The organism is Faecalibacterium sp. PGM34 (assembly GCF_054456555.1).
The window spans coordinates 452711-479100 of sequence record NZ_CM136898.1; the positions used below are offsets into that span (position 1 = coordinate 452711).

The window sequence follows — 26390 nt, forward strand, 5'->3', positions numbered from 1 at the left end:
GCTCTCTCATAGATCTTACTTCAGCAGGTTATCGTTGTCAAAGTAGTCGATGCGCATGGCCTTGCGCACCTCGTCCAGCGTGGCGGCAGCGGTCTTTTCGGCGTAGGCGCTGCCCTCTTTGAGGATCTCCACCACCTCGGGCAGGCGCTGCTCCCACTCCTTGCGGCGGGTGCGGATGGGCTCCAGCTCAGCCTGCATGACGCTGTTCAGGAACTTCTTCACCTTCATATCGCCAAGACCGCCGCGCTGATAGTGTGCCTTGACCTCGTCCAGATTCTGGTACTCCGGCCAGAACTCGGCAAAGTGCTCCGGGCGGCAGAAAGCGTCCAGATAGATGAACACCGGGTTGCCCTCCACCTTGCCGGGGTCCTGCACCCGCAGGTGGTTGGGGTCGGTAAACATGGACTTGACCTTCTTCTCGATCTCCTCCGGCTCCTCGGACAGGTAGATGCAGTTACCAAGACTCTTGCTCATCTTGGCCTTGCCGTCAATGCCGGGCAGACGCAGGCAGGCGGCGTTCTGGGGCAGCACGATCTGGGGCTCTACCAGCGTTTCGCCGTAGACGGAGTTGAACTTGTGCACGATCTCGCAGCACTGCTCGATCATGGGCTTCTGGTCCTCACCGGCGGGCACGGTGGTGGCCTTGAAGGCGGTGATATCGGCTGCCTGACTGATGGGGTAGCAGAAGAAGCCCACCGGGATGCTGGCTTCGAAGTTGCGCATCTGGATCTCGCTCTTCACGGTGGGGTTGCGCTGCAAACGGCTGACGGTGACCAGATTCTGGTAGTAGAAGCTCAGCTCGGTCAGCTGGGGCACCATGGACTGGATGAAGATGTGCACCTTGTTGGGGTCCAGACCGCAGGCCAGATAGTCCAGTGCCACCTGCAGAATGTTCTGGCGCACCTTCTCCGGGTTGTCGGCGTTGTCGGTCAGCGCCTGCGCATCGGCGATCATGATAAAGATCTCGTCGTACTCGCCGGTATTCTGCAGCCGCACCCGCTCCTTCAGAGAGCCGACATAGTGGCCAACGTGCAGGCGACCAGTGGGACGGTCGCCGGTCAGAATAACTTTTTTCATGATGTTCTCCTTTGTCAAGGGTTTGACCCCCTCCGTCAATGCCTTACGGCATTGCCAGCTCCCCCAAGGGGGCGCCTTTTCGGCCTTACTGCACCGTAAAGCCGCACGGCAGGAGGTTCCTTTTATACTTTATAGTGTGTTAAGTATAGCCCCCCGGGGCGGTGCTGTCAACAAGGCCGCCGGGAAAAAGAAAAAGCGATGGAAATTTTCCATCGCTTTGCTGGCGCCTCTTGCCTGACTCGAACAGGCGACACCCTGATTAACAGTCAGGTGCTCTAACCGACTGAGCTAAAGAGGCATCTATATAAAACGGCATGCAGCCGTTTTACTACTATAAAATGGTGACCCGTACCGGAATCGAACCGATGTTAAAGGCGTGAGAGGCCTCTGTCTTAACCGCTTGACCAACGGGCCATACGTCCATTTTGCATCAGGTGTTCGCACCCGACTTGGTTATTTTAGCACAGGAAAAGGCCTTTGTCAACAGCAAATTTCGATTTTATTTGAAAAAAAGCAAAAATTTCCGCCGCCGCCCCGGAACGGCAGCAGACACTGCGCCCGCCGCCGCACAGTTATAACAGATTATAAAGGAACGATAAAATGGTGAAGCCTAAGTTCCGATAGTTGACAATGTGGTAAAATGTGGTACTCTTAGGGTGCAAAAAGCATTTGAGGAGGGCTTATAGTATGGCTATGAAAATGGATCGTCGTGCGTTTTTAAAGACCTCTGCTGCGGTGGCAGTGGCGGCATCCATGACCGGACTGCTGGGCGGCTGCAGTGGCGGTGTCGATGGCACTGATCTGGGTGGTTTTACTGCATCTGCCGTAAAGTGGGATGTACAAGAAAATAAGCCGAAGCTGAGCGAAGATCAGACGAAATGGAATGCCGATATCATGGTGTTGGTGCGTACCACCAACCTTACGAATTCTGACTGGAACATTTCTGGTGAAAGCATTATGGAGCTTACCGTTAACGGAACTCCCATTGAAATGCAGGGTGGTGGTCTGCTGAAGAATGACAAAGTCCTCGCATTCAGCCGCAAGCACAAGGCAAATGAGGGCTTGGTCAACTTTAAAATGAACTATGAGCAGAAGAAACTGTACGACGCGATCGCCAATAAGGAAGCTGTCGTAAAGTTCAGCATCGGCACGAAAAAGGCTACCGATACCTATACTGCTCTTTATAGCGAGGGACTTCCCCTTAAAAAGGATAACGCCCTTGTGTAATTGAACGCAGACTGCCCGATACAGGAGGTGCATCGCTATGATCGACCGCAGAACATTTCTCAAGCTCAGCGCCGGGGCACTGGTGCTGACCGCCGCAGGGGCTTTGACCGGCTGCGGTGATACCGTGATCGACAAGACCAGCGGTGTAGCCAAGATCGGTGATGTCACCTTTATCTGTGCAACACCGTTTCTGGGCGGCGGCGATAATTTTGCATTGACCTATTGCACAGAGTTTACCATCCAGAACAACAGCGGCGAAACGGTGAAGATCGTACCGGAGGATATCACCTGCATCTTCCGCGAGGCAGATACAGAGGAAACATTGTATTTCAAGCGGAATGAACTGGTCGCAGCGCCGGGTCAGACGGCTGTCTACAATGGTTCGCAGAGGTTCTATCTGGAAACTAAGGAGCGCATCCCGGAAAAAAACAGTCCCGGCACCTACGAACTGCGCGTGCGCTACAATGGCAAGACCGCTGTGTTCCTCTACGGGAACAACGGCAAAAACGTAACGGGCCGCGTAGAATAAAACCCAATACACCCCGCCGCCGGGCACTCTTGGAAACAGGAGTGCCCGGCGGCTTTTTTGTTTTGGCCCGCATTACCTGTTCTTTACATTGGAGCTGACATTGTGCACAAAGTTTTACGCACTTTTTGCACGTCCATGGTCGCGGCAAGGGCGGCAAAGCGGTAGAATAAGGCCGTTCCCAAGGAAAACACAAAAAGACAGTGCCGGGCGGGCACCCGGGTTTTTAATGGAGGAAATTCTATCATGAAAAAGATCTCTCGTCGTTCGTTCCTGACCGTTTGCGGTGCAGCTGCTGCGGCTACTGCTCTGACTGCCTGCGGCGGCTCTGCTTCTTCTGCATCCACCGCTGCTTCTGCTTCCAGCACCGCTTCTTCCGCTGCCGGGCAGGCAGCCGGTACCCTGAGCGGCAACGTTGCTACCGGCGGTTCCACTTCCATGAAGAACGTCATCGCGGCCCTGACCGAGGGCTTTGCCGAGGTCGAGCCGGGCGTCACCGTCAGCTACGACCCCACCGGTTCCGGCGCAGGTATCACCGGCGCTACCGATAAGACCTTGGACATCGGTCTGTCCTCCCGCGCCCTGAAGGACGATGAGAAGAACGATGTGGACGGCACCATCGTGGCGCTGGACGGTATTGCCATCATCGTGAACAAGGACAGCAAGGTCGCTGACCTGACTGTGGAGCAGCTCAAGAAGATGTTCACCGGCGAGATCACCAACTGGAAGGAGGTCGGCGGCGATGACGGCGAGATCGTTCTGGTGGGTCGTGAGGCCGGTTCCGGCACCCGCGATGGCTTTGAGAGCATCGTGGACGTGAAGGACAGCTGCAAGTACGCACAGGAGCTGACCGCCACCGGCGCTGTCATCAGCGCCGTGGAGGCAAACCCGCTGGCCATCGGCTACGCTTCCCTGTCCGCTGTGGGCGACACCGTAGCCATGGTCACCGTGGAGGGTGTGGAGTGCAGCGAGGACACCGTCAAGGACGGCAGCTATAAAATTCAGCGTCCCTTCGTGTTCGTCACCAACAAGAGCGCTGCCCTGTCTGAGCAGGCACAGGCTTTTGTAGACTTTGCCACCAGCAAGGGCGCTGCCGACCTCATCCGCACCGCAGGCGCTGTGCCCGTGAACGAGTAATCACCCCGCATCTGAACAAGAGAACTGCCGCGTCGGCCTGCCCTAAAAGGCTGGGCTGGTGCGGCTTTTTATAGGATCGCGTTATGAAAAATACAACCTCTTCTCTGCGCCGGGTACGGCTGCCCCGCACCCCCGCCGACTGGCTGGAAGCGGTGATGAATTTCATCTTCTTCCTGTGCGGAATGCTGGCGGTGTGCTGTGTGGTGCTCATCTCGGTGTACATGGTGGTCTCCGGCGTGCCGGCCATCCATAAGATCGGCATTTTCAAGTTCCTGTTCGGCACAAGATGGGCGTCCACCGCGGCAGAGCCGCTGTTCGGCATCCTGCCCTTCATCCTGTCCAGTGTCTACGGCACGCTGGGCGCTGCCATCCTCGGCGTGCCCATCGGCCTGTTGACGGCAGTGTTCCTCTCCAAGGCCGCAGACCCCAAGCTGCGCACCGTGGTGGTCACCGCCATTGAGCTGCTGTCCGGCATCCCCAGCGTGGTGTTCGGCCTTTTGGGTATGCAGGTGCTGGTGCCCGCCGTGGCCAAGACCTTCGGCAAGGCCTCCGGTGCCTGCCTGCTCAGCGCCATCGTGGTGCTTTCCATCATGATCCTGCCCAGCATCGTATCCGTGTCGGTGACGGCGCTCAACGCCGTGCCGCCGGAGTATGAACAGGGCAGTCTGGCGCTGGGTGCTACCGACACCGAAACATGGTTCAAGATCAGCATCCCGGCGGCCAAAAGCGGCATTGCTGCAGGCGTTGTGCTGGGCATCGGCCGCGCCATTGGCGAGGCCATGGCTGTGATGATGGTGGCGGGCAACAGCCCCAATATGCCGGACAGCCTGTTCCGCAGCGTCACCCTGCTGACCACCGCCATCGCCAAGGAGATGAGCTACGCCGGCGGCTTGCAGCGGCAGGCACTGTTCAGCATCGCGCTGGTGCTGTTCGTGTTCATCATGCTCATCAACGTAGTGCTGAACGTGGTACTGAAGGGAGGAAACCGCGATGAATGACGGCTTTTCGCCCTCCCGCCGGGCATGGAACCGGGTAATGACCGTGCTGGTCTGGGCCAGCGCAGTGCTGGTGATGGTGCTGGTTGCCGGGATCATCGGCATGGTGCTGGTGCGGGGCATCCCCCATATCAGCTGGAAGTTCCTTTCCACCACCGCCAGTGTACTGAAAAAGACGGACGGCATCCTGCCCGCCATCCTCAACACCTTGTATGTCATCCTGCTGACATTACTCATCGTATTGCCGCTGGGCGTGGGCGCGGCGGTCTACCTGACCGAATACGCCTCCAACCGGCGGCTTATCGAGGTCATCGAGTTCACCAACGAAACGCTGGCGGGTATTCCCAGCATCCTCTACGGCTTGGTAGGTATGCTGGTGTTCAGTCAGGCGCTGGGCTTCCAGACCTGTCTGCTGTCCGGCAGCCTGACACTGGTGGTGATGAACCTGCCCACCATCATCCGCACCACGCAGGAATCCCTGAAAACCGTGCCGCAGGGCTACCGCGAGGGTGCCATGGGCTTGGGTGCAGGCAAGTGGCACATCATCCGCACCATCGTGCTGCCTTGCAGCATCGACGGCATCGTCACCGGCTGCATTCTGGCGGTAGGACGCATCGTGGGCGAAAGCGCCGCGCTGCTGTTCACCGCCGGTGCGGCAGAGGTGATTGCCAAGAGCGTGTTCAAAGCCTACACCGCCAATGGTGCCACCCTGTCTGTGCTGCTGTATCTGCGCGCCTTTGAGGACGGCGATTTCGCCTCCGCATGGGGCATCGGCGCAGTGCTGCTGGTGCTGGTGCTGCTGATCAATCTGGCAGCACGGCTGGCAAAAACGAAACTGAAACAGAAGCAGTAAAAATAAAGAGGTACTCTATGGAAAACACGAATGTGCCGGTGATATCGGCAAAGGATCTGAACCTCTGGTACGGCGACTTCAAGGCGCTGAAGAGCATTTCGCTGGATGTGGGTGAGCGGGAGATCACCGCACTGATCGGCCCCTCCGGCTGCGGCAAGTCCACCTTTTTAAAGACCCTGAACCGCATGAACGACCTTGTGCCGGGCGTGCGCATCGAGGGCGATGTACGGCTGAAGGGCGAGGATATCTTTGCCCGCGAGATGGAGCTGACCGACCTGCGCCGCCGCGTGGGTATGGTGTTCCAGAAGGCAAACCCCTTCCCCATGAGCATCTACGACAACATTACCTACGGCCCCAAGCTGCACGGCGTGCGCAATAAGGCCGAGCTGGACGAGCTGGTGGAAAGCTCGCTGCGGGGTGCCGCCCTGTGGGACGAGGTGAAGGATCGCCTGAAAAAGAGCGCCCTTGGCCTTTCCGGCGGTCAGCAGCAGCGTCTTTGCATCGCCCGGGCGCTGGCGGTCAAGCCCGAGGTGCTGCTGATGGACGAGCCCACCAGCGCACTGGACCCCGGCTCTACCATGAAGGTGGAGGAGCTGATGAGCGAGCTGAAAAAGAACTATACCGTGGTCATCGTTACCCACAATATGCAGCAGGCGGCCCGCATCAGCGACCGCACCGCCTTCTTCCTGCTGGGTGAACTGGTGGAAGTTGGCCCCACGAACCAGATCTTCAGCACGCCCCGGGACAAGCGCACCGAGGACTACATCTCCGGCCGGTTCGGTTAATGCAGGGAGGAACAAAGCAATGAGCATTCGCAAACAATACGACAGCGATCTGGAGGCCCTTAAAACCGCCTTGGTGGAGATGGGGCAGAACGCCGCCGAGGCGGTGGAGAACGCGCTGGAAGCGCTGTGCACCGCCGACACCGCAGCCGCCCAGAAGATCGTGCAGGGGGATGACCGCATCAACAACATGGAGCGGGACATTGAGCACCGCTGCATGGCCTTGCTGCTGCGCCAGCAGCCGGTAGCGGGCGACCTGCGCCACATTTCCACCGCCATGAAGGTGGTCACCGATATCGAGCGCATGGGCGACCACGCCTCGGATATCGCCGAGATCATCCCGCATCTTGTCACCGTGCGCAGGGAGGGCGACCCCGCCGTCAGTCAGGCCATCGCCATGGGACGCAAGGCCTACCAGATGATCCTTGACGCCATGGCCGCCCTGACCGCCGAGGACGAGGTAGCTGCCCGCCGCGTCATCGCCGCAGACGACGCCGTGGACTACGACTTCAACGCCATCAAGCACACACTGGCACAGGAGATCGCCGCCGACCCCGCCAAGGTGGACGCCGCGCTGGATCTGCTCATGGTCATCAAGTATCTGGAGCGCATCGGCGACCACGCCGTGAACGTAGCCGAGTGGGTGCAGTTCGTGCGCACCGGGCGCTACAAGGACGAAAGCATGTTCTGATACTCACTCTGCCCCTTTGGGCGCGTGTTTTCCTTATTTTCTTCTGGAAAAGGCTGTCTGCCAATTGGCGGGCAGCCTTTTTCTGTGGAGAATATCCGCCCTCTCAGGCGCTCCCGCGCCAGCTCCCCCGAAGGGGGAGCCAAGGTCTAAGGCTCGTTGCTGAGGTTTTAAGTGCAATGAGGAAGCTTCCGGGCGTGCTCTTGGCTCTCCCTTTGAGGAAAGACTTCCCCCGCTCCGGGGGAAGATGTCGCGCAGCGACAAAAGGGGGAATCTGGCATCGCGTAGCGATGACTGAGAGGGCGCACGCCGTCATCCCTGTCACTAAAGTATCAAACGCAACAAGAAACTTTTCCGTCATCGCCAAAAGCTCCCCTTTCGGGGGAGCTGGCACGCCGTCAGGCGTGACTGAGAGGGTTCAGCCCGTTGAAAGCTTGCAAAAAACTTTCCCGCAGCGCCGCGCTTTCGAAGAAAGCGGCGCTGCAAATGCCGCTTGCCTTTACGACCCCTCCCGTGAAAATGCGTTTGGAGCGCTCCGCAGAGCGCGACAAACGCGAAATTTAAAATAATTTTTCCGCTGATGATGCGCAAAGCGAACGCGGAGCGCATTCCAAATCGTCCTCTTTCCCGCTACAACGAAAATTGACTAAAAAATTTTTATCTTTTCTGCAATGTTTGCGGCAGGTGATTCGTATTCAGGGTATAAGAGCCCTGAAGGGGCTCCGCAGTTATCGTGCGGCGGGTGGTCCGGCTTCCCCCAGTCCCCCGCCCGCCGCACCGTTACGGAGGACAGATACAATGATGGCAAAGCTTGAATGTTCCACGCAGCAAGCCCGCATGGAGGCCGTGAGCCGCGATGCACTGGTGCAGGCGGCGCTGCAGGAGATCACCCAAAATTATCGTGAGGCCAGCCTTTCCAACGTGGCAAGGGCTTATGGTGTTTCGCTGGCGTATGTCAGCGAGTGCGTGCGCGCCCAGACCGGGCGCACTTACAAGGAGCTGCTGCAAAAGCACCGCATGGAGACTGCCGCGCGGCTGCTGCGCCGCAGCGATCTGAACATCCAGCAGATCATTGCGCAGGTGGGATACGAGAACACCAGCTACTTCTACCGCCTGTTCCACGAGCGCTACGGCCTGAGCCCCCGGGAGTACCGGCTGGTGCGCACCGGCGCCGCTCCTCGCCGCCCTACCGCATGAAGCCTTTTTTTGATTTGCTGCCCCCGACCGCCGTGCTGCCGCCCCGCGCACGGCGGTCTGTTTTTGCCGCAAAATGGAGAAAAATCTGGTACTTTATGGAAAATTGTGTTATACTGAAACAAATGCACCCCGCGCAGCAGGGCGCGGGCAAGAGAGGATGAGTGGATATGTTTCGCGGAGCGGTAAGAGCAGATCTGCCACGGATTTTGGATATCTATTCCCGTGCGCGGGAATTTATGGCGAAAAACGGCAACCCCACCCAGTGGGGCGACAATTACCCCAGCCCGGAGCTGCTGGAGGAGGACATCGACACCAACCGGCTGTTCGTATACATGATCAACGGCCGGATGCAGGCGGTGTTTGCCTTTATCCTTGGCGAGGACCCCACCTACAAGGTCATCGAGGATGGGCAGTGGCTCAACGACACGTTGCCCTACGGCACCCTGCACCGGCTGGCTTCGGCGGAGGAGAGCAAGGGTGTAGGCAAGGCGGTAGTGGAGTGGTGTCTGGAGCACTGCGAGAGCCTGCGCGCCGACACCCACGCCGACAACAAGGTGATGCAGCATCTGCTGGAAAGCGAGGGCTTTACCCGCTGCGGCATCATCCATGTAAAGGACGGCACCCCGCGCATTGCCTATCAGCGAATGTCCCTGACCCAGAGCCAGCTGGGGTAAGCGGGAAAATAATTTTAATTTTGTGGTTCTGAAAAGTCTGCGGGCTTTTCAGAACCTTTTTTCATGGGTGAGGGAATCTGGCATCGCGCAGCGATGACTGAGAGGGTTCTGTTCCTCGTCAAAACCGCAAAACTGTATTTTATACAAGTACAGTTTTCGAGACAATTTTGCAAAAGGTTACAAAAAACGTGATTTGAGGCGTCAAAATGCCTGAAAGCACTTCCTCTTTTGGGTCGTATATGATATAATGACAACTGTTCTCGTGCAAGAAACAGGAAAATGTACGCAATAGGCGTACAGTGTAAGAGGAGTGTTACAATATGAAAACCTTGAAAGCGGTTGTAGCAAAATACAACCAGACCAGCCTGATCCTGCGCATCCTGATCGGCCTGGCAGTCGGTTCGGTGCTGGCACTGGTAGTGCCGGGCGCGGGTTGGGTAGGCGAGCTGGGCAGCCTATTCGTCGGTGCGCTGAAGGGCATTGCCCCGGTGCTGGTGTTCGTCATTGTGGCAAGCGCGCTGGCACAGGGCTCGTCCAAGCTGGACCGCCGCTTCGGCACCGTGATCTGGCTGTATATGCTCACCACCTTTCTGGCGGCAGCCATCGCGGCCATCACCAGCTTTATGTTCCCGGTCACGGTGGTGCTGGCCGATGCGGCACAGTCTGACGTGATCCCGCAGGGCTTGGGCGAGGTGCTGAGCACCCTGCTGACCAACTTTGTGGCCAACCCCGTCAGCGCCCTGATGAGCGGCAACTACATCGGCATCCTGTTCTGGGCCTGTATGTTCGGCATTGCCATGAAGAAGATCGGTGCAGAGAGCACCAAGGTCTTTCTGGCAAACACCGCCGATGCCGTCTCCCAGATCGTGCGCTGGATCATCAATCTGGCACCCTTCGGCATCATGGGTCTGGTGTACACCAACGTTTCCGGCAACGGTCTGGCCATCTTTACCCAGTACGGCAAGCTGCTGGCGCTGCTGGTGGGCACCATGCTGTTCATGGCGCTGATCGTTTCCCCTTTTATCATGTTCATCTACCTGCACTGCAACCCGTACCCGCTGGTATTCCGCTGCCTGAAGGAGTCCGGTCTGACCGCCTTCTTCACCCGCAGCTCTGCCGCCAACATCCCCGTGAATATGTCCCTGTGTGAAAAGCTGGGTCTGGACAAGGATATGTACTCTGTGTCCATCCCGCTGGGCGCTACCATCAACATGGACGGTGCCGCCATCACCATCACCATCATGACGCTGGCAGCGGCCAATACGCTGGGCATTCAGGTGTCCCTGCCCGCCGCCATCGTGCTGAGCGCCATGAGCGCTCTGGGTGCCTGCGGCGCTTCCGGCGTGGCCGGCGGCTCTCTGCTGCTGATCCCCATGGCCTGCTCGCTGTTCGGCATCTCCAACGACATCGCCATGCAGATGGTGGGTGTGGGCTTCATCATCGGCGTGGTGCAGGACTCGGTGGAAACTGCGCTGAACTCTGCCGGTGACGTGGAATTTGCCGCCACCGCCGAGTATCACCAGTGGCTCAAGGAAGGCAAGCCCCTGCCGGCTTTCCTGAAGGGCTGATAACCTATAACATAAGCAAAGCAGCCGCTGCACTTTTGGTGCGGCGGCTGCTTTGTTTGTTGTAATGAAATTTACCCAAACAGCACCACAGCGTAGCTTACGCCGTCCTTTACCACGTAGGCAACGCCCAGCTTGGTCTTGCCCTTTGCGGCCTTGGTCATAGCTTCGGGGTAAGTGCCGTCCTTCGGCAGAACAAAGGTGATGACCGATGTGCCGTTGCTCTCCAAATCACAGTCGATTACAAAGCCCGGGGTAAAGTCGTTGTCGCTCATACCGCCGCCGATGCTGCCGATTCCCATGAGATCAAATGCATCTGCATAACGCGGATTCTCCATCTGTAGTAGCGCTTTTGCATCATTGCCGATATTGTCCTTCCGGGAAAGCTCCGCTTTTTCCGTATTGACCTTGCAGGACACTGAGGATTTGGCGACCCAGTAGGCAATATAGTAAGCCTTTTCGCTCAGCTCTTCATCGTAGGTCACGCCTTTAAAGCTCTCGCACAGTGCCTTTGCGCTTTCGGCGTTCGAGCGCTTAGGGCCCATCGGTGCGCCCACACTGGCATCACAGGCGGTGAATATGGTCAGTGCCATCAGGCCGACCAGCAGGCAGGCCAGTAGTTTCTTCCAGTTTTTTATAAAACGATGCTCCTTTCCGTTCCGGGGTCGTTGCGGGTCTGCGTCCGCACGGACGCAGCTTTTTGCTTTCTTCTGCATCCATGATACCCTTTTTAACAGGAAATGCAATCGTTTTGGCGTAAAAAACAGGCTGCCGTGCAAAAACACGGCAGCCTGCGGAAAAGGCTTTATTTTGCGTACTCCACAGCGCGGCTCTCGCGGATGACGTTGACCTTGATCTGGCCGGGATAATCCAGCGTATCCTCGATCTTTTTGGCGATAGCGCGTGCCAGCAGGATGACCTGATCGTCGCTGATGACGTCGGGCTTGACCAGAATGCGTACCTCGCGGCCTGCCTGTACGGCAAAGGCCTGCTCCACGCCCTCGAAGCCGGAGGAGATCTCCTCCAGATTTTCAAGGCGCTTGACGTAGCTTTCCACGTTCTCGCGGCGGGCACCCGGGCGGGCGGCGCTGATGGCGTCGGCAGCCTGAATGATGAAGGCCAGCGGGGTCTTGGGCTCCACGTCGCCGTGGTGTGCCTCAATGGCGTGGATGATCTGGGTGTTCTCCTTGTACTTGCGGCAGATGTCCACGCCGATCTGGACGTGGCTGCCCTCGATCTCGTGATCCAGTGCCTTGCCGATATCATGCAGCAGACCGGCGCGGCGTGCCATGGTGATGTTCACGCCCATCTCGCCCGCCAGCAGACCGGCCACCCAGGCCACTTCCATGCTGTGGGCCAGGGCGTTCTGGCCAAAGCTGGTGCGGTACTTCAGCCGCCCGATCAGCTTGATCAGGTCGGGGTGCAGGCCGTGGATGCCCAGCTCCATCACCGCGCGCTCGCCCTCGCGCTTCATCTGCAGTTCCAGATCGTGGCGGCACTTTTCCACCGTCTCCTCGATGCGGGCGGGGTGGATACGGCCATCGCCGATCAGGCGCTCCAGCGTCATGCGGGCCACCTCGCGGCGGGTCTGGTCAAAGGAGGACAGGGTAATGGCCTCCGGGGTATCGTCGATGATGAGATCCACGCCGGTAGCGGTCTCCAGTGCGCGGATGTTGCGGCCCTCGCGGCCGATGATGCGGCCCTTCATCTCATCGCTGGGCAGCGGCACCACGCTGACGGTGGTCTCGCTGCAATGGTCGGCAGCGCAGCGGCTGACGGCCTGTCCGATGAGGTTGCGGGCGATGTTATCGCAGTTTTCCTTCAGGTCGGTCTCGTAGGCGGCAACGCGCACGGCCTTTTCGTGGATCAGCTCCTCGTCCACCTTATGCAGCAGCACCTCGCGGGCGTCCTCCTGGCTCAGGCCAGCCAGCGTTTCCAGACGCTCCATCTCCTTGGCGCGCAGAGCATCGATCTCTGCCAGACGCTCCTCGGCCTCGGCGGCGCGCTTTTTCAGCTCGTCTTCCTTCTTTTCCAGAGCCTCGGTCTTGCGGTTCAGCGCCGTTTCCTTCTGGTCGATGCGGTTCTCCTGACGGCTGATCTCCGCACGGCGCTGCTTGATTTCCTTGTCGGCCTCTGCCTTCTGGGCATCGACCTCGGCTTTCAGACGGAAAGCCTCGTCCTTTGCTTCCAGAACCGCTTCCTTGCGCTTCTGGTCGGCGGTCTTGATCGCCTCGTTCACCAGCCGGGTAGCCTCGGCTTCGGCGCTGCCGATCTGGGCTTCGGCAGTCTTTTTACGGTTGTTGTAACCAATAAAATAGCCCGCAGCCACGCCGACAACAGCAACGATCAAGGCCACGATCACTCCGATCGCGGTCATTGCGTTCACTCTCCTTTGTTTCAATTCAATGCAAAATTAAAAGCAGGAGACGCTGCGCAGCAGGACACGGGCAATGATATAGAAAGAGCTTTCAATCCAAAAAGTGACACCAAAACCATACGCACCGCCCAAAACCGGCGGCACGGGCAAAAGCATACGGCTTTTCTCTTTACGGTTCCATTTTATATCAAACAGGCACGCTTTGCCTGAAACGGGTACAGGGTGACACAGAAACCTGCATACAGCGTCTTTGATTCCATACTACTAAATATAGTACGAAACATTTGCCCGCTTGTCAAGAGGAAAACCCTGCCCGCAGAACATTTTGTGCAGAAAAACAAAAATAAGAACGAACCCTCTCAGGCGCTCCCGCGCCAGATTCCCCCTTTTGTCACCTACGGTGACATCTTCCCCCAGAGCGGGGGAAGTCTTTCCTCTCAGGGAGAGCCAAGATTTAAAGCCCGTTGCTAAAGTGTCTGGTTCTATGATGAAGTTTCCGGCAGTGCTCTTGCCTCTCCCTTTGGGAGAGGTGGCATCGCGCAGCGATGACGGAGAGGGCGCACGCCGTTAGCTCTGTCGCTAAAGTTTCAGACGCAATAAGGAACCTTCCCACCATGCCAAAAGCTCTCCCCAAACCAAAAGGGCTGCCCCGGAGAACGGAGCAGCCCTTCTGGCTTATCATGAAAAGAAGAAAATGAAGGAGAATAGCTTATTATTGGGCGGCTTTTTCGCCCTCCGGGAAGATGATCTTATTCACAAAGAAGAAGATGACCATGGAGATGCCGCCGTTGAGCACGGTGGTGCCGATGTTGTAGATGAAGTCCGGTACCAGCAGCCCTGCCACCGCTACCCAGATGCAGTTGATGGAGTTGACGATGCAGGTGATGACGCAGAACGCCAGCACATACCAGCCGATCTGTTTTGCCAGATTGCCCTTGCTGCGGAACACAAAATTGCGCTGGATGGGGAAGTTGATGCACTCGCCGATGACCATGGCGATCATGTAGGCGCAGAAGTAGGGCAGACCGCCGTGGGCGGCATCGTAGCCCAAAATGTTCCACTTGAAGGTCTCGCCGAACAGGGTGATGTCGATGCCCGGCCAGCCGAAATCCACCACCGGCAGGCTTGCAAAGGCCTTGGGCAGAAATTGCAGCAGCAGGTACTTGAACACGGTGATGAGGTTGGACACGATGACGAACAAGCCGCCCTCGCGCACCCACTTGGCAGCGGCGGGGTGCTTTGCCGCGAAGTTATTCCAGAAATTCATAGCCTGCTTCCTTTCAGCTGTTTTTCAAGCGCTCTTCCATGCGGCTGTTCAGCACGAGGTTCTTCACGGCCTCCACGATCACCCGCACAAGACCGATGATCCAGAAGCCCTGCAGCTCCATCACGATGCCGTCCACCATGCCCATGCTGATAGCGCCGTTGGTCATTTTTGCCAGCGCACGCAGGGGCATATTGTACTGGAACAGGATGTTCAGGTCGGGCTTGCCCTTTTTGATGCTGCGGCGCAGCAGGGTGCCCAGCACGGCAGCCGCCAGCCAGCCGATGGGGCTGCGTCCGTGTCCCATCTCGCCCAGCGTCATGTTGCGGTCGATGCGCACCTTGTTCTCCGGGATGGCGTGCCCCAGCAGCGCTTCAAATTCCGCGTCCGGCACGTTCTGCACCTGCGCAGTGCGGTAATGCTCCAGATTTTTGCCCGCGTAGGGGTCGGGTGCGCCGGTGCCCGCCACCGTGACGGCGGCAGTCAGACGGATGTCGGCGCTGGAAGCGCCCACCAGCAGCTGATAGCTGCCGCCCTCCACCTCCCAGCGGTCGGTCTTGACGTTCCAGTAGCGGAACGCCTTGTCATCCAGCGGGATGGTGACGGTCTTGCTCTCTCCGGCTTCCAGCTGCACCTTGGTAAAGCCCTTCAGCTCCTTGACGGGGCGGAAAACCTTTGCATCCGGCTTTGCCACATACAGCTGCACCACCTCGGCACCGGCACAGCTGCCGGTGTTGGTGACAGTCAGGGTCACGCCGGTTTCGTCTGCTTTCAGGTCACTGTACGCAAAGCTGGTATAGCTCAGGCCGTAGCCGAAGGGGAAGGCGGTGGGCACACCGGCGGTGTCGTAGTAGCGGTAGCCCACATACAGACCCTCGCGGTACTCCACGGTGGGGCCGTCGCCGCCGAAATGCGCTTTTGCGGGGGTGTCGGCGTAGCTGCGCGCCCAAGTCTCAGCCAGCTTGCCGCAGGGGTTCTGCGCGCCGGTGAGCACCTCGACCAGTGCGCCCGCACCGGCCTGACCGCCCAGACAGCCGTAGACCAGCGCCTTGCAGTCCTTGACCCAATCGCTTTCCAGCGAGGAGCCTGCACTCAGCAGCACCACCACGTTGGGGTTTGCCGCCGCCACAGCAGCCAGCAGCTCCAGCTGGTTCTCTGCCAGCTTCATGTCGGCGCGGTCGATGCCCTCGCTCTCCTTGATCTCGTCCAGACCCATGCACAGCAACACCACGTTGGCATTCTTTGCCAGCAGCACCGCTTCGGCTTTCAGCGCCTCGTCGGGCTTGCCCTGCCGGTCAAAGCCCTTGGCGTAGCCGATGCTGTTCAGGCCGCTCTCGGCAAGGCAATCCAAGAAGGAATCCACCTTGATGGAGTTGACGGCGCTGGAGCCTGCACCCTGATAGCGGGGGGTCTGGGCAAAGTCGCCGATGACCGCCACCTTTTCCCCCTTTGCAAGGGGCAGCAGGCCGGTTTCGTTCTTCAGCAGCACGATGCTCTGGGCAGCAGCCCGGCGTGCCAGTGCGTGGTGGGCGTCGGCATCGAACTTGCCGGGTGCGGCGTCCACCGCCGCCTTGGTGGTGAACACCAGCTCCAGCAGCTCGTCCAGCCGGGCGTCCACGTCCGCTTCGGTGATCTTGCCGGTCTGCACCGCCTTCATCAGCTCCCGGACGGCGTCCCCGCCGGGGGCGGGCATTTCCAGCGTAGAGCCGTTCTTTACACCCAAAGCGTGGTCGTTGCTGCCGCCCCAGTCGGTGACCACTGCGCCGTCAAAGCCCCAGTCCCTGCGCAGGATATCCATGAGCAGGTGGGCGTTCTCGTTGGCGTAGGTGCCGTTGATAAGGTTATAGGCGGACATGATGGTCTTGGGCTGCGCCTCCTTGACCACCATCTCGAAGCCGGTCAGGTAAATTTCCCGCAGGGTGCGCTCGTCCACAATGGAATCCGAGGCCATGCGGCGCAGCTCCTGACTGTTCACGGCAAAGTGCTTGGGACAGGCGGCAATGCCGTTTTTCTGGATGCCGCGGACGTAGGCCGCTGCCATCTTACCGGCAAGGTAGGGGTCCTCCGAGAAATACTCGAAGTTGCGGCCGCACAGGGGGCTGCGCTTGATGTTCAGGCCGGGGCCCAGCAGCACCGATACGCCCTGTGCTGCTGCCTCTTCGCCCATGGCTGCGCCCACAGCCTCGCCCAGTGCCGGGTCCCAGCTGTTGGCAACGGTGGCCGAGGTGGGGAAGCAGGTGGCGGGCACACTGGGGTTCAGCCCCAGATGGTCAGCCGCACCCGCCTGCTTACGCACGCCGTTGGGGCCGTCCGACAGGGTAATGGCCGGGATGCCCTTGCCCGGCAGCGCCCGGGTGGTGAACACCGTGCCGCCGCTCAGCAGGGCGCATTTTTGTTCCAGACTCAGGCTGTTGATGATATCTGTATGTTTCATGGCATTTTCCTCTTTGCCTTTTCAAATCCAGAAAAGGCCCGCTGTTTTTTACGCAGCGGGCCTTTGGTCTGGTTTCAGTTCAGGTGCTGCAAACGTTCAGAGCGTCTTGCCCGGAATCAGGCGTTGACTTCCTCTTCCTTGCGCTTTGCATAGCCCTTTTTGACCACCAGAACTTCCAGTGCGATCAGAGCAGCTGCCAGCACAACATCCACACCGATCATCACCTTTTCCCAACCGGGCATACCGGGGTTCAGGTTCTCAGGGTAGTAAGCACGGGAGTTTGCCACAGTGTACAGGATGTTCTTGCAGGCCTGACGTGCGGACACCAGAGCGGTGGCGCTGGTGGTATCGGTCAGGTGGTTGGTCTCGGTGTCGTAGTTGACCAGGCAGAAGTCGCCGCCGTTGCGGATCAGGCGGTCAGCATCCTGATAGCCGTACACACCGTAGTAGTCGGTCAGCACCATGCCCACGAAGCCCCACTCGCCGCGCAGAACGTCGTTCAGCAGGGCAGAGCAGTTGCCGGCGTAGGTGTTGCCGATATAGTTGAAGGAGGACATGACGGCATGGCAGTCAGCTGCCTTGACGCACTGCTCAAAGGGCTTGAGGTAGATCTCGCGGATGGCCTGCTCGCTGGACCAGGTGCAGAGCATGCCGCAGCGGTTGGTCTCCTGATCGTTCAGGGCGAAGTGCTTCATGAAGGCGTAGACGCCCTGCTCCTGAGAGCCCAGGATGGCATTGGCAGCCATTGCGCCGGACAGCACGCCGTCCTCGGAGTAGTACTCGAAGTTACGGCCTGCGAAAGCGGAGCGGTGGATGTTCATAGCCGGTGCGTACCAGCCGGAAACGTCCATGTCGTCCGCCATCTTGCCGATGGAGGTGCCGAAGTCGTGTGCCAGATCGGTGTTCCAGGTCGCTGCGATCATCACAGCGGAGGGGAAGCCGATGGAGCCCTGCTGGGTGAAGTTGTTGTTGATGGAGGCAGGGCCGTCGCAGTCGATGGCCTGCACCTTGCCGATGGAATCCACTGCCACGGACTGATAGCCGCCCAGAGCAATGAGCTTGTCCATATCGGCAACGGTCAGCTGATCGAGGAAGGTATCCCACTGGGCATCGTTGTAATCCACGCCCACCATGTCCTTCAGCTTCAGGCCGTTCTTGGCACCGGTGGTGGGAGCCACGTCGTCGGCGTTGTTGAAGTCCTCGGGGTTCCAGTTGGAGTTGTTGTAGAAGGTTGCCTTAGCCTCTGCCGGCAGCTCAAAGTCTGCGGGAGCAGCGGTAGCCTCGGCGTAGTTGGCAAAGCCGTCGGCGCGGGACAGGTAGGTCACATTGCCCTCGGCAAAGTCAAACTTGTTGTCGGCCACCTCCACATCGCTCTCACGCTTGTTGGAAGCGTCGTAGACGATGTCGGAAGCCACATTGTAGACCTTGGAATCCAGAACGGTGTGGGAGTCGGCGTTGATGCTGATGACGTAATCGCCCTTTTCCAGCACATAGCAGCCCTTGCCGTAGGTGTCGTAGGAGGCCATATCCTCGGCCTTGAAGGTAACGGTGACGTTCTCGGAAGCGCCGGGAGCCAGCTCGGAAGTCTTTGCAAAGCCGATCAGGTTTGCAGAAGCCTTCTCAATGCCGCCGTTGGTGTACGGAGGATTATAGTAGACCTCCACGACCTCCTTACCGGAGGCAGAACCGGTGTTGGTGACGGTGACATCCACAGTGATGGTGCCGTCAGCCTCGGTAACGCTGTTCAGGGTCTGGGTGAAGGTGGTGTAGCTCAGGCCGCGGCCGAAGGGATACACCACAGTCTTGTCGTAGTCAATGAGGCCCTCTGCGGCAGCAGTTTCGTAGAACTTGTAGCCGACATAGATGCCTTCCACATAGTTCACGAAAGCAGGGATGGTGTCGGTGCCAAAGGCGTTGGCCTTGAACTCATCCATGTTGGTGTAGGTGAAGTTGCCAAAGTTGTTCGCAGTGGGGGTCTGGGTCAGGTCGTACACAAAGGTATCGATGGTACGGCCGGAGGGGTTCACATCACCGCAGAGGATGGAGCCCAGTGCGTTGAAGCCGCTCTGACCGGTGCCTGCGCACCAGACAACGCTCTTGATCTGGCTGTAATCCTTGACCCAGCCCAGCTCCATGGCGTTGGCGCCGTTGTAGACCACAACGACCTTATCAAAGTTCTTGCAGACCAGATCGATCATGTCCTTCTCGGTCTTGGATAGCTGCAGGTAGTGGTCGCCGGGCTCAAAGTCGTTGTAGCTGTGGCCTGCGTCGTAGGTGACCTGAGACACATCGGTGGGCAGGTCAGCGCCCTCGCCGCCCACGCGGGTGATGACTACCATGGCGGTATCAGAGAAAGCCTTGGCGTTGTTCATCAGCTCGTCGGTGTACTGTGCAGCCTCCGGCTCCGGCAGGGTCCAGTCCTGAGAAAACATGCCCACCACCGGGCGGTCTGCACGGTAGGCGGTGTAGAAGTCGGAGAGCTCGGTGTTCAGCTCAAAGCCGGCATTCTTCAGGCCCTCCAGCAGGGTGACGGTGGGATAAGCATCGGACAGTGCACCGGAACCGGTGCCGCCGTAGCAGGGGTTGGTGGAAGCCCAGCCAAAGACGTTCAGCTTGCTGTTCTTTGCCATGGGCAGGGTGCCGTCGTTATCCAGCAGGACGATGCCCTCATCGGCAATGTCCTCGCACAGCTGGGTAGCGGATGCCACGTTCTCCTCGCTGACCTTGCCGCCGCCGGTGGCAAGGGTGACCATGGAGTACATGGGGCCGGTCAGGATCAGGTTCACGGTAATGGCCAGCGCCAGCACCATGCCCAGACCCGCCTGCCAGCGGATCAGATACTTTTTGGACTTGCTCTGCTTACGGCAGGCGATCATGACTGCGATCAGCAGAACTGCTACGACACCAAAGCCGATCAACTGCGATTTGATCGAGTTGAGAACCTTGATGACGTCATCCATATTGATGGACAACATAGTTTTCTCCTCCTTGTTTTGTCGAATCGGATAACGGCAGGGGACGCCCCTGCCAGCTTGGCTTTATGATACCAGAAGCTGACAGGGAATTTTCATTTTGTTCACAATCTGTCGTTTTGAACGCACAATTTGCAAAAGTTACAATAATGTTTCAAATTTTATTGTGCTAATACACAAATATCACCGCATTACATTTGTGCACCCTGCCAGACAGCAAAAAACGGCAGGGGATACCTGCCGTAAAAATTATTTGTTTTTGGGCAGCGGAAATAAGATCCGCAGGGTGCACCAGTTGTTTTCCCAGTGCAGCGTCATGCTGCCGCCGTGCTGCTGGGCGGTGGTGCGGACGCTTTTCAGGTCCGACCCCTGCTTTGGCAGACCGTCCGCATCCAGCACGGGGGAAGTTTCTGTATAGTGCTCGAACCGCAGCATGGCAAAGCCGCCCTGACTGTACACCGCCACCTTGATGAGCCGCTTTTCGGGGTCGGGCTCGGCACGGACGGCGGCAATGGCGTTGTCCAGCGCCACGCCCACGATGGTGCACAGCTCCCGGATGGTGAGAAAACCCAGCATCCTGCCGTCCGCCACGCTGGTGATGGTGATATTCTCCTGCTGGCACGCCATGGTCTTGGCGGTGAGCAGGGTATCCAGCACCGGGTTGCCGGTCTTGTTCTCGGCCTCGTACTGGCGGATGTTCTGCTCCATGGCGGCAATGGCGGCGTTCTGCTTGGTCTGATCCTGCTCCTCCCGGATGCGGGCAAGCTGGACTTTCAGTTCATGGTAGCGCCGGTTGATGAGGTTGATCCCCTCTTTGCTGCGCTTGTACTGCTCGTACTGGCGGTGCAGCACCTCGTCCATGGCGGCAAGCTCGCTGTGCAAAGCGTTCTCCCGCAGCTGCTCGTGCTGCACGGTCAGGATCAGCACGCCGGAAAAATCCACCAGTGTGCGGATGGAAAAGATACTCATGTTGATATCGCTGCCCGGCAGAAAGCCCAGATTGCTCACCGCAAAGGCGGTCAGCGCCAGCATGACCGCCGTCAGGGCGGCGCTGCCGCTGATCTCCAGATGCCCGGCAGGCTGGGGGCTGATGTGCAGCCAATAGCACATTCCCCCGAACAGCGCCCCGTACACCAGCGCCAGCAGCAGCAAAGACAGCGGCTCCCATGGGCCGCGGGCGGGCCAGAGGGCGCAGTGCAACTGCCACTCCACGCTGGCTGCAAGTTCTGCCAGAATAAACGCCCGGGCGCAGTGATACCCGGCTTCCAGCAGGGTGATGCTCCACACGCCCCATAGATATAGGTAGGAAAACCCAATGGCCGCCGCCATGCAGGGGATCCAAAGCCCGCCGGGCACATCGCCCGTCAGCGCCAGAAAGGCCGACAGCACCGCCGCCCACAGCAGGGTGACACCCACGGTAACTGCCTTGGAAAAGCGGGGCATCAGTGCCGGTGTGACCAGCAGCACCGCCAGACACTCGGCAAGGGCGGTGTACAGCCGGGGGATATCCGGCAGCGCTGTCATGAGCCCTCACCTCCGATGTAATCGGTCAGGGCGGCAAGAAAGGCCTTGCGCTTGGGACGGCTGACCTGTAGCTCGCAGGGGCGCACCTGTACGGTGCTCTGCCGCAGCTCCCGCACCTGTGCCAGATTGACAAGATAGCCGCTGTTGCACCGGGCAAAGGGGCAGCCCGCCAGCTTTTCCTCAAAGGTCTTGAGGGCGCCGGGGGCAGAAAAATCGCCCTCGTCGGTGTAAAAGTGCACCCGATGCCCCTCGCTTTCCAAGTAATAGATGCTTGCGGTGTCCAGCCGCCGCAGCCCGCCCTCCACCGGCACGGTCAGGTAGCGCTTTGCCCGCTTTTTCAGCCGGGAAACGGCCTTGAGCAGCTGCTGCGAAAAGGCAAAGTAGGGCACCGGCTTCAGCACATAGTCCAGCGCCCCCACCGAGTAGCCCTGGATGGCATACTGCGCCATGTTGGTGATGAAGATCAGGATGACGTCTGCATCCATCTGCCGGATGCGCTCTGCCGTGGTCATGCCGTCCAGATGCTTCATCTCCACATCCAGAAAAATAATGTCGTAGACCGCGCGGTAGTTGTCCAGAATGTCCACGCCGTCCGCAAAGACCGTTACTTCAAATTCTGTCCCGTACTGCCGGGTATACCGCCGGACATACTCCTGCAATACCCCCTGCACCTCCGCGTCGTCCTCTACGATCGCCACCCGGATCATGACCGCACCTCCCTTACCACACCTTTGTGGAACTGTTACGGCTCTATTATAGCGCAATCACGCCGGGTTTGCCAAGGGGCACTCCGCAACAAAGGGCAGGGCAGCCCACAGGCCGCCCTGCCCTTTGTATTGAGTTCTCTTACGCTCATGCCCAGTTCATCCGGCCGTAGCGGGTGGTCAACTGGCAGATCTCCTTTTGGAGCTTCTTGGTCAGCTGGGTCTTTTTCAGCCGCCAGCGCCAGTTCTGGCCTACGGTGGAGGGCTTATTGATGCGGGCGGCGTTGTCCAGCCCCAGCCAGTCCTGCATGGGGATGATGCACCTTGCCGCTGCGCTGCGCAGGATCAGTGCGATCATGCTTTTATAAAGCTGCTCGTCCGGGGTGGCGTAGTCGTACAGGTAATCCCGCACCATGGCGCGCTCGGCGGCGGAGATGGTCTGGTACCAGGAGACCAGCGTCTCGTTGTCGTGGGTGCCGGTATACGCCACGCTGTTCACCGGGTAGTTGTGTGGCAGATAGTCGCTGGCACTGCCGGTATCGCGGGAGTCAAAGGCAAATTCCAGCACCTTCATACCGGGGAAGCCGCTGTCCCGCACCAGCTGCCGCACGGTGTCGCTCATATAGCCGAGATCCTCGGCAATGATCTCCCGCTTGCCCAGTGCCTGCTCCACCGCGCGGAACAGCTCGATGCCGGGGCCTTTTTCCCAGTGGCCATCCACGGCGGTCTCGCTGCCGTAGGGGATGGAGAAATACTCATCGAAGCCGCGGAAGTGGTCGATGCGCACCACATCATACAGCTCGAAGCAGTACCACAGCCGGGTGATCCACCACTGATAGCCGGTCGCACGGTGGGCTTCCCAGCGGTAGAGCGGGTTGCCCCAGAGCTGACCGGTGGGGGAGAAACCATCCGGGGGAACGCCCGCCACCGCCGTGGGGATGTTGTCCTTGTCCAGCTGGAACAGCCCCGGGTTTGCCCATGCGTCCGCAGAATCCAGCGCCACATAAATAGGGATATCGCCGATGATCTGGATGCCCTTGCTGTTGGCGTAGGCTTTCAGCTTGCGCCACTGCTCGTCGAACTTGAACTGAAGATACTTGTGGTACTCCACCTCAAAGTACAGCTCCCGGCGGTAGTAGTCCATAGCAGGCTGCCAGCGCAGACGGATATCCTCTGCCCACTCGATCCACGGCTTGCCCTCAAAGCGGCCCTTCACCGCCATGAACAGGGCAAAATCGTCCAGCCACCACTTGTTTTTCTCGCAGAATGCCGTAAACGCTTCGTTGTGGCCGATGTCGCTGCGGGAGTACGCCAGCCGCAGCAGACGGCCGCGCTCGGTATACAGGCGGCTGTAATCAATGTCGTCTGCCTTGCGGCCGAAGTTCGCCTTTTTGCACTCGGCGGCGGTCAGCACTCCTTCCTCCACCAGTGCATCCAGACTGATGAAATAAGGGTTGCCCGCAAAGGCGGAAAAGCTCTGGTAGGGGCTGTCGCCGTAGCTGGTCACACCCAGCGGTAAAATCTGCCAGTAGGTCTGCCCGGCTTCCTTGAGCCAGTCCACAAAGTCGTATGCCTCCTGCGAAAAGCAGCCGATGCCATAAGGGGACGGCAGACTGCTGATGGGCAGCAAAATGCCTGCACTTCTCTGCATCTTCTTTTACCTTCCTTTATAACTCGATCATAACACCGGCATGGTCAGACACCTGCGGCTCCTGCAGGCCGCCAAACACCACCCGGCTGCTCTTGACAGCCACCGCCTTGGAGCACCAGATCTGGTCGATGCGCTTTTTTGCCGCTGCATCCGGGGCATCCCGCCAGCCGTCAATGGCTTCCACCACCGTGTAGCCCGCGTCCCGCTGCTGTGCCAAGCAGTAGGTATCCTGCCAGCCGCTGCGCCGGACAAGGTCGTAGCCCTCGCCCCGCACATCGGCTTCACTGTTGAAGTCGCCCAGCAGAAAGGCAGTCTGCTTTGCGCCCGCTGCCTTTGAAAGCTTTTCCCACTGGGGAGCGAAAGGTTCTACTTCGTCCTTCCACCAGCCCAGATGCACCGTATAGTACCAGACATCTCCTGCACAGACGCCCAGCGTGCGGCGGGTCTTCCAGTTGCTGTAATCATTGATCTGGCTCAGCAGCAGGTTTTCGGCGGCGGTGATGGGTGCACGGCTGAACACCGCCGCGCCCTCATCGTAAATGTCGTAGCCCACCTTTGCCGGAAGCCAGCTCCAATAATAGTGCACACCCCGCGCTTCCAGCATTTTTGCCACGGCTGCGGCGTGGTTGTCCGCTTTCAGCAGCACGGTATTGCCGGGGCAGGGGTAGTACCCCGCCGGAGCCTCTGCCAGCAGCGGCGCAGCGGCGGTCTGGTTCACCTCCTGCAGGGCGAACACCTCCGGCTGCTCCTTTGCGATGAAGTCTACAAATATCTCCCGCTTTGCCTCATGCTCCGGGATGATAAGGCTGTGGGTATTCAATGTCAGCAGTTTCATGGTTTTTTACAGAATATCGTTGATGTCAGATTTCAGAACGTCTGCCTTGGGGCCGTACACGGCCTGAATGCCGTCGCCCTTCACCAGCAGGCTCAGCGCGCCCTCGGCCTTCCATGCGGCAAGGTCGGCCACCTTGGCGGGATCCTTCACGGTAACGCGCAAGCGGGTCATGCAGGCGTCCACCAGCACGATGTTCTCCCGGCCGCCCAGCAGGGCGATGATGCGCTCGGCCTGACCGTTGTCAGCCTTTTTGTCGGCCTTCTTCTCGGTCTTTGCGGCAGCGGCAGAATCGTCTGCGTTGTCATCGGTGTAGTTGCCCAGACGACCCGGTGTTGCCAGCTGCAGCTTGCCGATCATGAAGTAGGCCACGAAGTAGCCGATAACAAAGAACGCCACCACGCAGATCACAAAGTTGATGATATCGCCGCCCAGACCTGCCTGCAGGGACATGGGGATGCGGGTGATGAACTCCAGATTGCCGAAGGAGTGCAGGCGCAGATGGATGATGCCTGCCATGGCGAAGGCGCAGCCCTGTAGCAGTGCGTACACGATGTACAGCGGCATGGCGCAGAACATGAACATGAATTCCAGCGGCTCGGTGACGCCGGTCAGGAACACGGCCAGTGCGGTGGAAATGAACATGGACTTATAGTTTGCGCGCTTGTCGGCATCCACACGGCGGAACATGGCCAGTGCAACGCCCAGCAGCAGACCGGTGGCACCGATCATCTGACCCACCTTGAAGCGGGCGGGGGTGACGGTAGCCAGCAGGTTGTTGTAAGCGGCCACATCACCGGCCTTTTTGAAGTTGATGAGGTCGTTTGCCCATGCCAGCCACAGCGGGTCCTGACCAAACACCTGACTGCCCGCGTTGACGCCGGTAGCGATGGTGTAGGTGCCGCCGAAGGAGGTGTAGTTCATGGGGATGGTCAGCATGTGATGCAGACCGAAGGGCAGCAGCAGACGCTCCAGCGTACCATAGATGAACGGAGCCAGCACGGGAGAGGTCTCGGAAGAGTTGGCGATCCAGATGCCGAAGTTGTTGATGCCGGTCTGCACCACAGGCCAGAACAGCGACAGCACGATGGAAATGACCACCGAGTAGGCAATGACCACCATGGGCACGAAGCGCTTGCCGTTGAAGAAGGCCAGCGCATCCGGCAGCTTGCGGAAGTTGTAGTACTTATTGTAAGCTACGCCGCCCACAAAACCGGCAATGATGCCCACGAACACGCCCATGTTCAGCGCCGGTGCGCCCAGCACGGAGGTGAAGTAGCCGTTGACGGCGATCTCCTGCCCGAACAGGGTGTGGGTCACGGCGTCGGGGTCTGCCAGCATGGCGCTGGTCACGCCGAAGATGTTGCCGGTGATGACGTTGATGAGGGCGAACGCCAGCACGGCGGCAAAGGCACCGCCTGCCCGCTCCTTTGCCCAGCTGCCGCCGATGGCGACAGCGAACAGGATGTGCAGGTTATTGATGACCGCCCAGCCGATGTTCTCCATGGTGGTTCCGACGGTCATGACCGCTGCGATGTCGCCGCCGCCCATCTGCACCAGCTTGCCCAGACTGATCATCAGACCGGCAGCCGGCATAACGGCGATGACCGTCATCAGCACCTTGCCCAGCTTCTGTAAGAAGTCGAAGTTGATGAGCCCCTTTTTGCCCGGGGCCGCTTTTGTTGTTGCCATGATGTTCCTCCTTATTTCTTTTGCATCGTTTTGTGCAAGCGTTGCGTTGCGTTTGCACTACTTTACGCAACAAGAATAATCCAACTCCGCAATTTTTACAAGAGTTTTTTGGAGTGAAAATAATTTTTCTATGTTTTATACAAGTAGATACACGCTTATTTGTGGAAATTGTCGAAGGCACGCAAGCTCAGTGTTGCACAGTTTACGCAATTCCGTGCG

21 protein-coding genes and 2 tRNA genes are annotated in these 26390 nt (G+C 58.9%); 10 read left to right on the forward strand and 13 right to left on the reverse strand.

Translation table 11 applies throughout. The features are described 5' to 3' along the window. Positions 1–15: 15 nt before the first annotated feature. The 3 genes from trpS to ACXPUX_RS02255 all read right to left on the reverse strand — a co-directional run bounded on the left by trpS (position 16) and on the right by ACXPUX_RS02255 (position 1491). A complete protein-coding gene (gene trpS / locus ACXPUX_RS02245; RefSeq protein WP_118658510.1) occupies positions 16–1077 on the reverse strand; it encodes a tryptophan--tRNA ligase in 1062 nt (353 codons plus the stop codon). Positions 1078–1298: 221 nt separating this feature from the next. Beyond that, a tRNA-Asn gene (locus ACXPUX_RS02250) sits at positions 1299–1375 on the reverse strand. Positions 1376–1416: 41 nt separating this feature from the next. Continuing rightward, positions 1417–1491, reverse strand: a tRNA-Glu gene (locus ACXPUX_RS02255). A gap of 273 nt (positions 1492–1764) precedes the next feature. Here ACXPUX_RS02255 and ACXPUX_RS02260 point away from each other — a divergent pair. From ACXPUX_RS02260 to sstT, 10 genes are all read left to right on the forward strand, one after another. Next, a complete protein-coding gene (locus ACXPUX_RS02260; RefSeq protein ID WP_458829706.1) occupies positions 1765–2304 on the forward strand; it encodes a hypothetical protein in 540 nt (179 codons plus the stop codon). 37 nt (positions 2305–2341) lie between these two features. Further along, positions 2342–2833 carry a twin-arginine translocation signal domain-containing protein gene (locus ACXPUX_RS02265; RefSeq protein WP_458829708.1) on the forward strand — a complete coding sequence of 164 codons (492 nt, stop codon included), beginning with the start codon at positions 2342–2344 and terminating at the stop codon, positions 2831–2833. Between the two features lie 243 nt (positions 2834–3076). Beyond that, complete coding sequence (locus ACXPUX_RS02270; protein ID WP_458829710.1) at positions 3077–3967, forward strand: phosphate ABC transporter substrate-binding protein; 891 nt, start codon at positions 3077–3079, stop codon at positions 3965–3967. A gap of 83 nt (positions 3968–4050) precedes the next feature. Continuing rightward, entirely contained in the window at positions 4051–4965 is a 915-nt protein-coding gene (gene pstC / locus ACXPUX_RS02275; protein ID WP_458829712.1) for a phosphate ABC transporter permease subunit PstC, read from the forward strand. Then, positions 4958–5815 carry a phosphate ABC transporter permease PstA gene (pstA, locus tag ACXPUX_RS02280; protein ID WP_458829714.1) on the forward strand — a complete coding sequence of 286 codons (858 nt, stop codon included), beginning with the start codon at positions 4958–4960 and terminating at the stop codon, positions 5813–5815. Before pstC ends, pstA begins: the two co-directional genes overlap by 8 nt. 17 nt (positions 5816–5832) lie before the next feature. Further along, complete coding sequence (pstB, locus tag ACXPUX_RS02285) at positions 5833–6600, forward strand: phosphate ABC transporter ATP-binding protein PstB (RefSeq protein WP_223473915.1); 768 nt, start codon at positions 5833–5835, stop codon at positions 6598–6600. Positions 6601–6619: 19 nt separating this feature from the next. After that, positions 6620–7288 (forward strand): phosphate signaling complex protein PhoU, encoded by a 669-nt coding sequence (gene phoU / locus ACXPUX_RS02290; protein ID WP_458829716.1) that lies wholly within the window; start codon positions 6620–6622, stop codon positions 7286–7288. A gap of 795 nt (positions 7289–8083) precedes the next feature. Next, the gene (locus tag ACXPUX_RS02295) at positions 8084–8482 is read left to right on the forward strand and encodes a helix-turn-helix transcriptional regulator (protein ID WP_458829718.1); all 399 of its coding nucleotides are present in this window, start codon (positions 8084–8086) and stop codon (positions 8480–8482) included. Between the two features lie 167 nt (positions 8483–8649). Next, positions 8650–9156: a GNAT family N-acetyltransferase gene (locus tag ACXPUX_RS02300; RefSeq protein ID WP_458829720.1), complete on the forward strand. Its 507-nt coding sequence runs from the start codon at positions 8650–8652 to the stop codon at positions 9154–9156. Positions 9157–9485: 329 nt separating this feature from the next. Beyond that, positions 9486–10724, forward strand: coding sequence for a serine/threonine transporter SstT (gene sstT, locus ACXPUX_RS02305; RefSeq protein ID WP_458831137.1), 1239 nt, complete (start codon positions 9486–9488; stop codon positions 10722–10724). A gap of 71 nt (positions 10725–10795) precedes the next feature. Here the strand turns inward: sstT and ACXPUX_RS02310 are convergent, their stop codons facing one another. The 10 genes from ACXPUX_RS02310 to ACXPUX_RS02355 form a co-directional block, all read right to left on the reverse strand. Next, positions 10796–11437, reverse strand: a complete 642-nt coding sequence (locus ACXPUX_RS02310; RefSeq protein ID WP_458829722.1) for a hypothetical protein — start codon at positions 11435–11437, stop codon at positions 10796–10798. Between the two features lie 89 nt (positions 11438–11526). Further along, positions 11527–13098, reverse strand: coding sequence for a ribonuclease Y (rny, locus tag ACXPUX_RS02315; RefSeq protein ID WP_458829724.1), 1572 nt, complete (start codon positions 13096–13098; stop codon positions 11527–11529). Positions 13099–13810: 712 nt separating this feature from the next. Beyond that, entirely contained in the window at positions 13811–14365 is a 555-nt protein-coding gene (locus ACXPUX_RS02320; protein ID WP_316545240.1) for a GtrA family protein, read from the reverse strand. 13 nt (positions 14366–14378) lie between these two features. Then, the gene (locus ACXPUX_RS02325; protein ID WP_458829726.1) at positions 14379–16796 is read right to left on the reverse strand and encodes a glycoside hydrolase family 3 C-terminal domain-containing protein; all 2418 of its coding nucleotides are present in this window, start codon (positions 16794–16796) and stop codon (positions 14379–14381) included. A 116-nt stretch (positions 16797–16912) separates the two neighbouring features. Then, positions 16913–19771: a glycoside hydrolase family 3 N-terminal domain-containing protein gene (locus ACXPUX_RS02330; RefSeq protein ID WP_458829728.1), complete on the reverse strand. Its 2859-nt coding sequence runs from the start codon at positions 19769–19771 to the stop codon at positions 16913–16915. A gap of 246 nt (positions 19772–20017) precedes the next feature. Next, a complete protein-coding gene (locus ACXPUX_RS02335) occupies positions 20018–21292 on the reverse strand; it encodes a GHKL domain-containing protein (protein WP_458829730.1) in 1275 nt (424 codons plus the stop codon). Further along, positions 21289–21999, reverse strand: a complete 711-nt coding sequence (locus ACXPUX_RS02340) for a LytR/AlgR family response regulator transcription factor (protein WP_458829732.1) — start codon at positions 21997–21999, stop codon at positions 21289–21291. Before ACXPUX_RS02340 ends, ACXPUX_RS02335 begins: the two co-directional genes overlap by 4 nt. A 145-nt stretch (positions 22000–22144) precedes the next feature. Continuing rightward, the gene (malQ, locus tag ACXPUX_RS02345) at positions 22145–23647 is read right to left on the reverse strand and encodes a 4-alpha-glucanotransferase (RefSeq protein ID WP_458829734.1); all 1503 of its coding nucleotides are present in this window, start codon (positions 23645–23647) and stop codon (positions 22145–22147) included. Positions 23648–23663: 16 nt separating this feature from the next. Then, positions 23664–24482, reverse strand: a complete 819-nt coding sequence (locus ACXPUX_RS02350) for an endonuclease/exonuclease/phosphatase family protein (protein WP_458829736.1) — start codon at positions 24480–24482, stop codon at positions 23664–23666. Between the two features lie 6 nt (positions 24483–24488). Continuing rightward, positions 24489–26171 (reverse strand): PTS transporter subunit IIBC, encoded by a 1683-nt coding sequence (locus ACXPUX_RS02355; RefSeq protein WP_458829738.1) that lies wholly within the window; start codon positions 26169–26171, stop codon positions 24489–24491. Positions 26172–26390 lie beyond the last annotated feature (219 nt).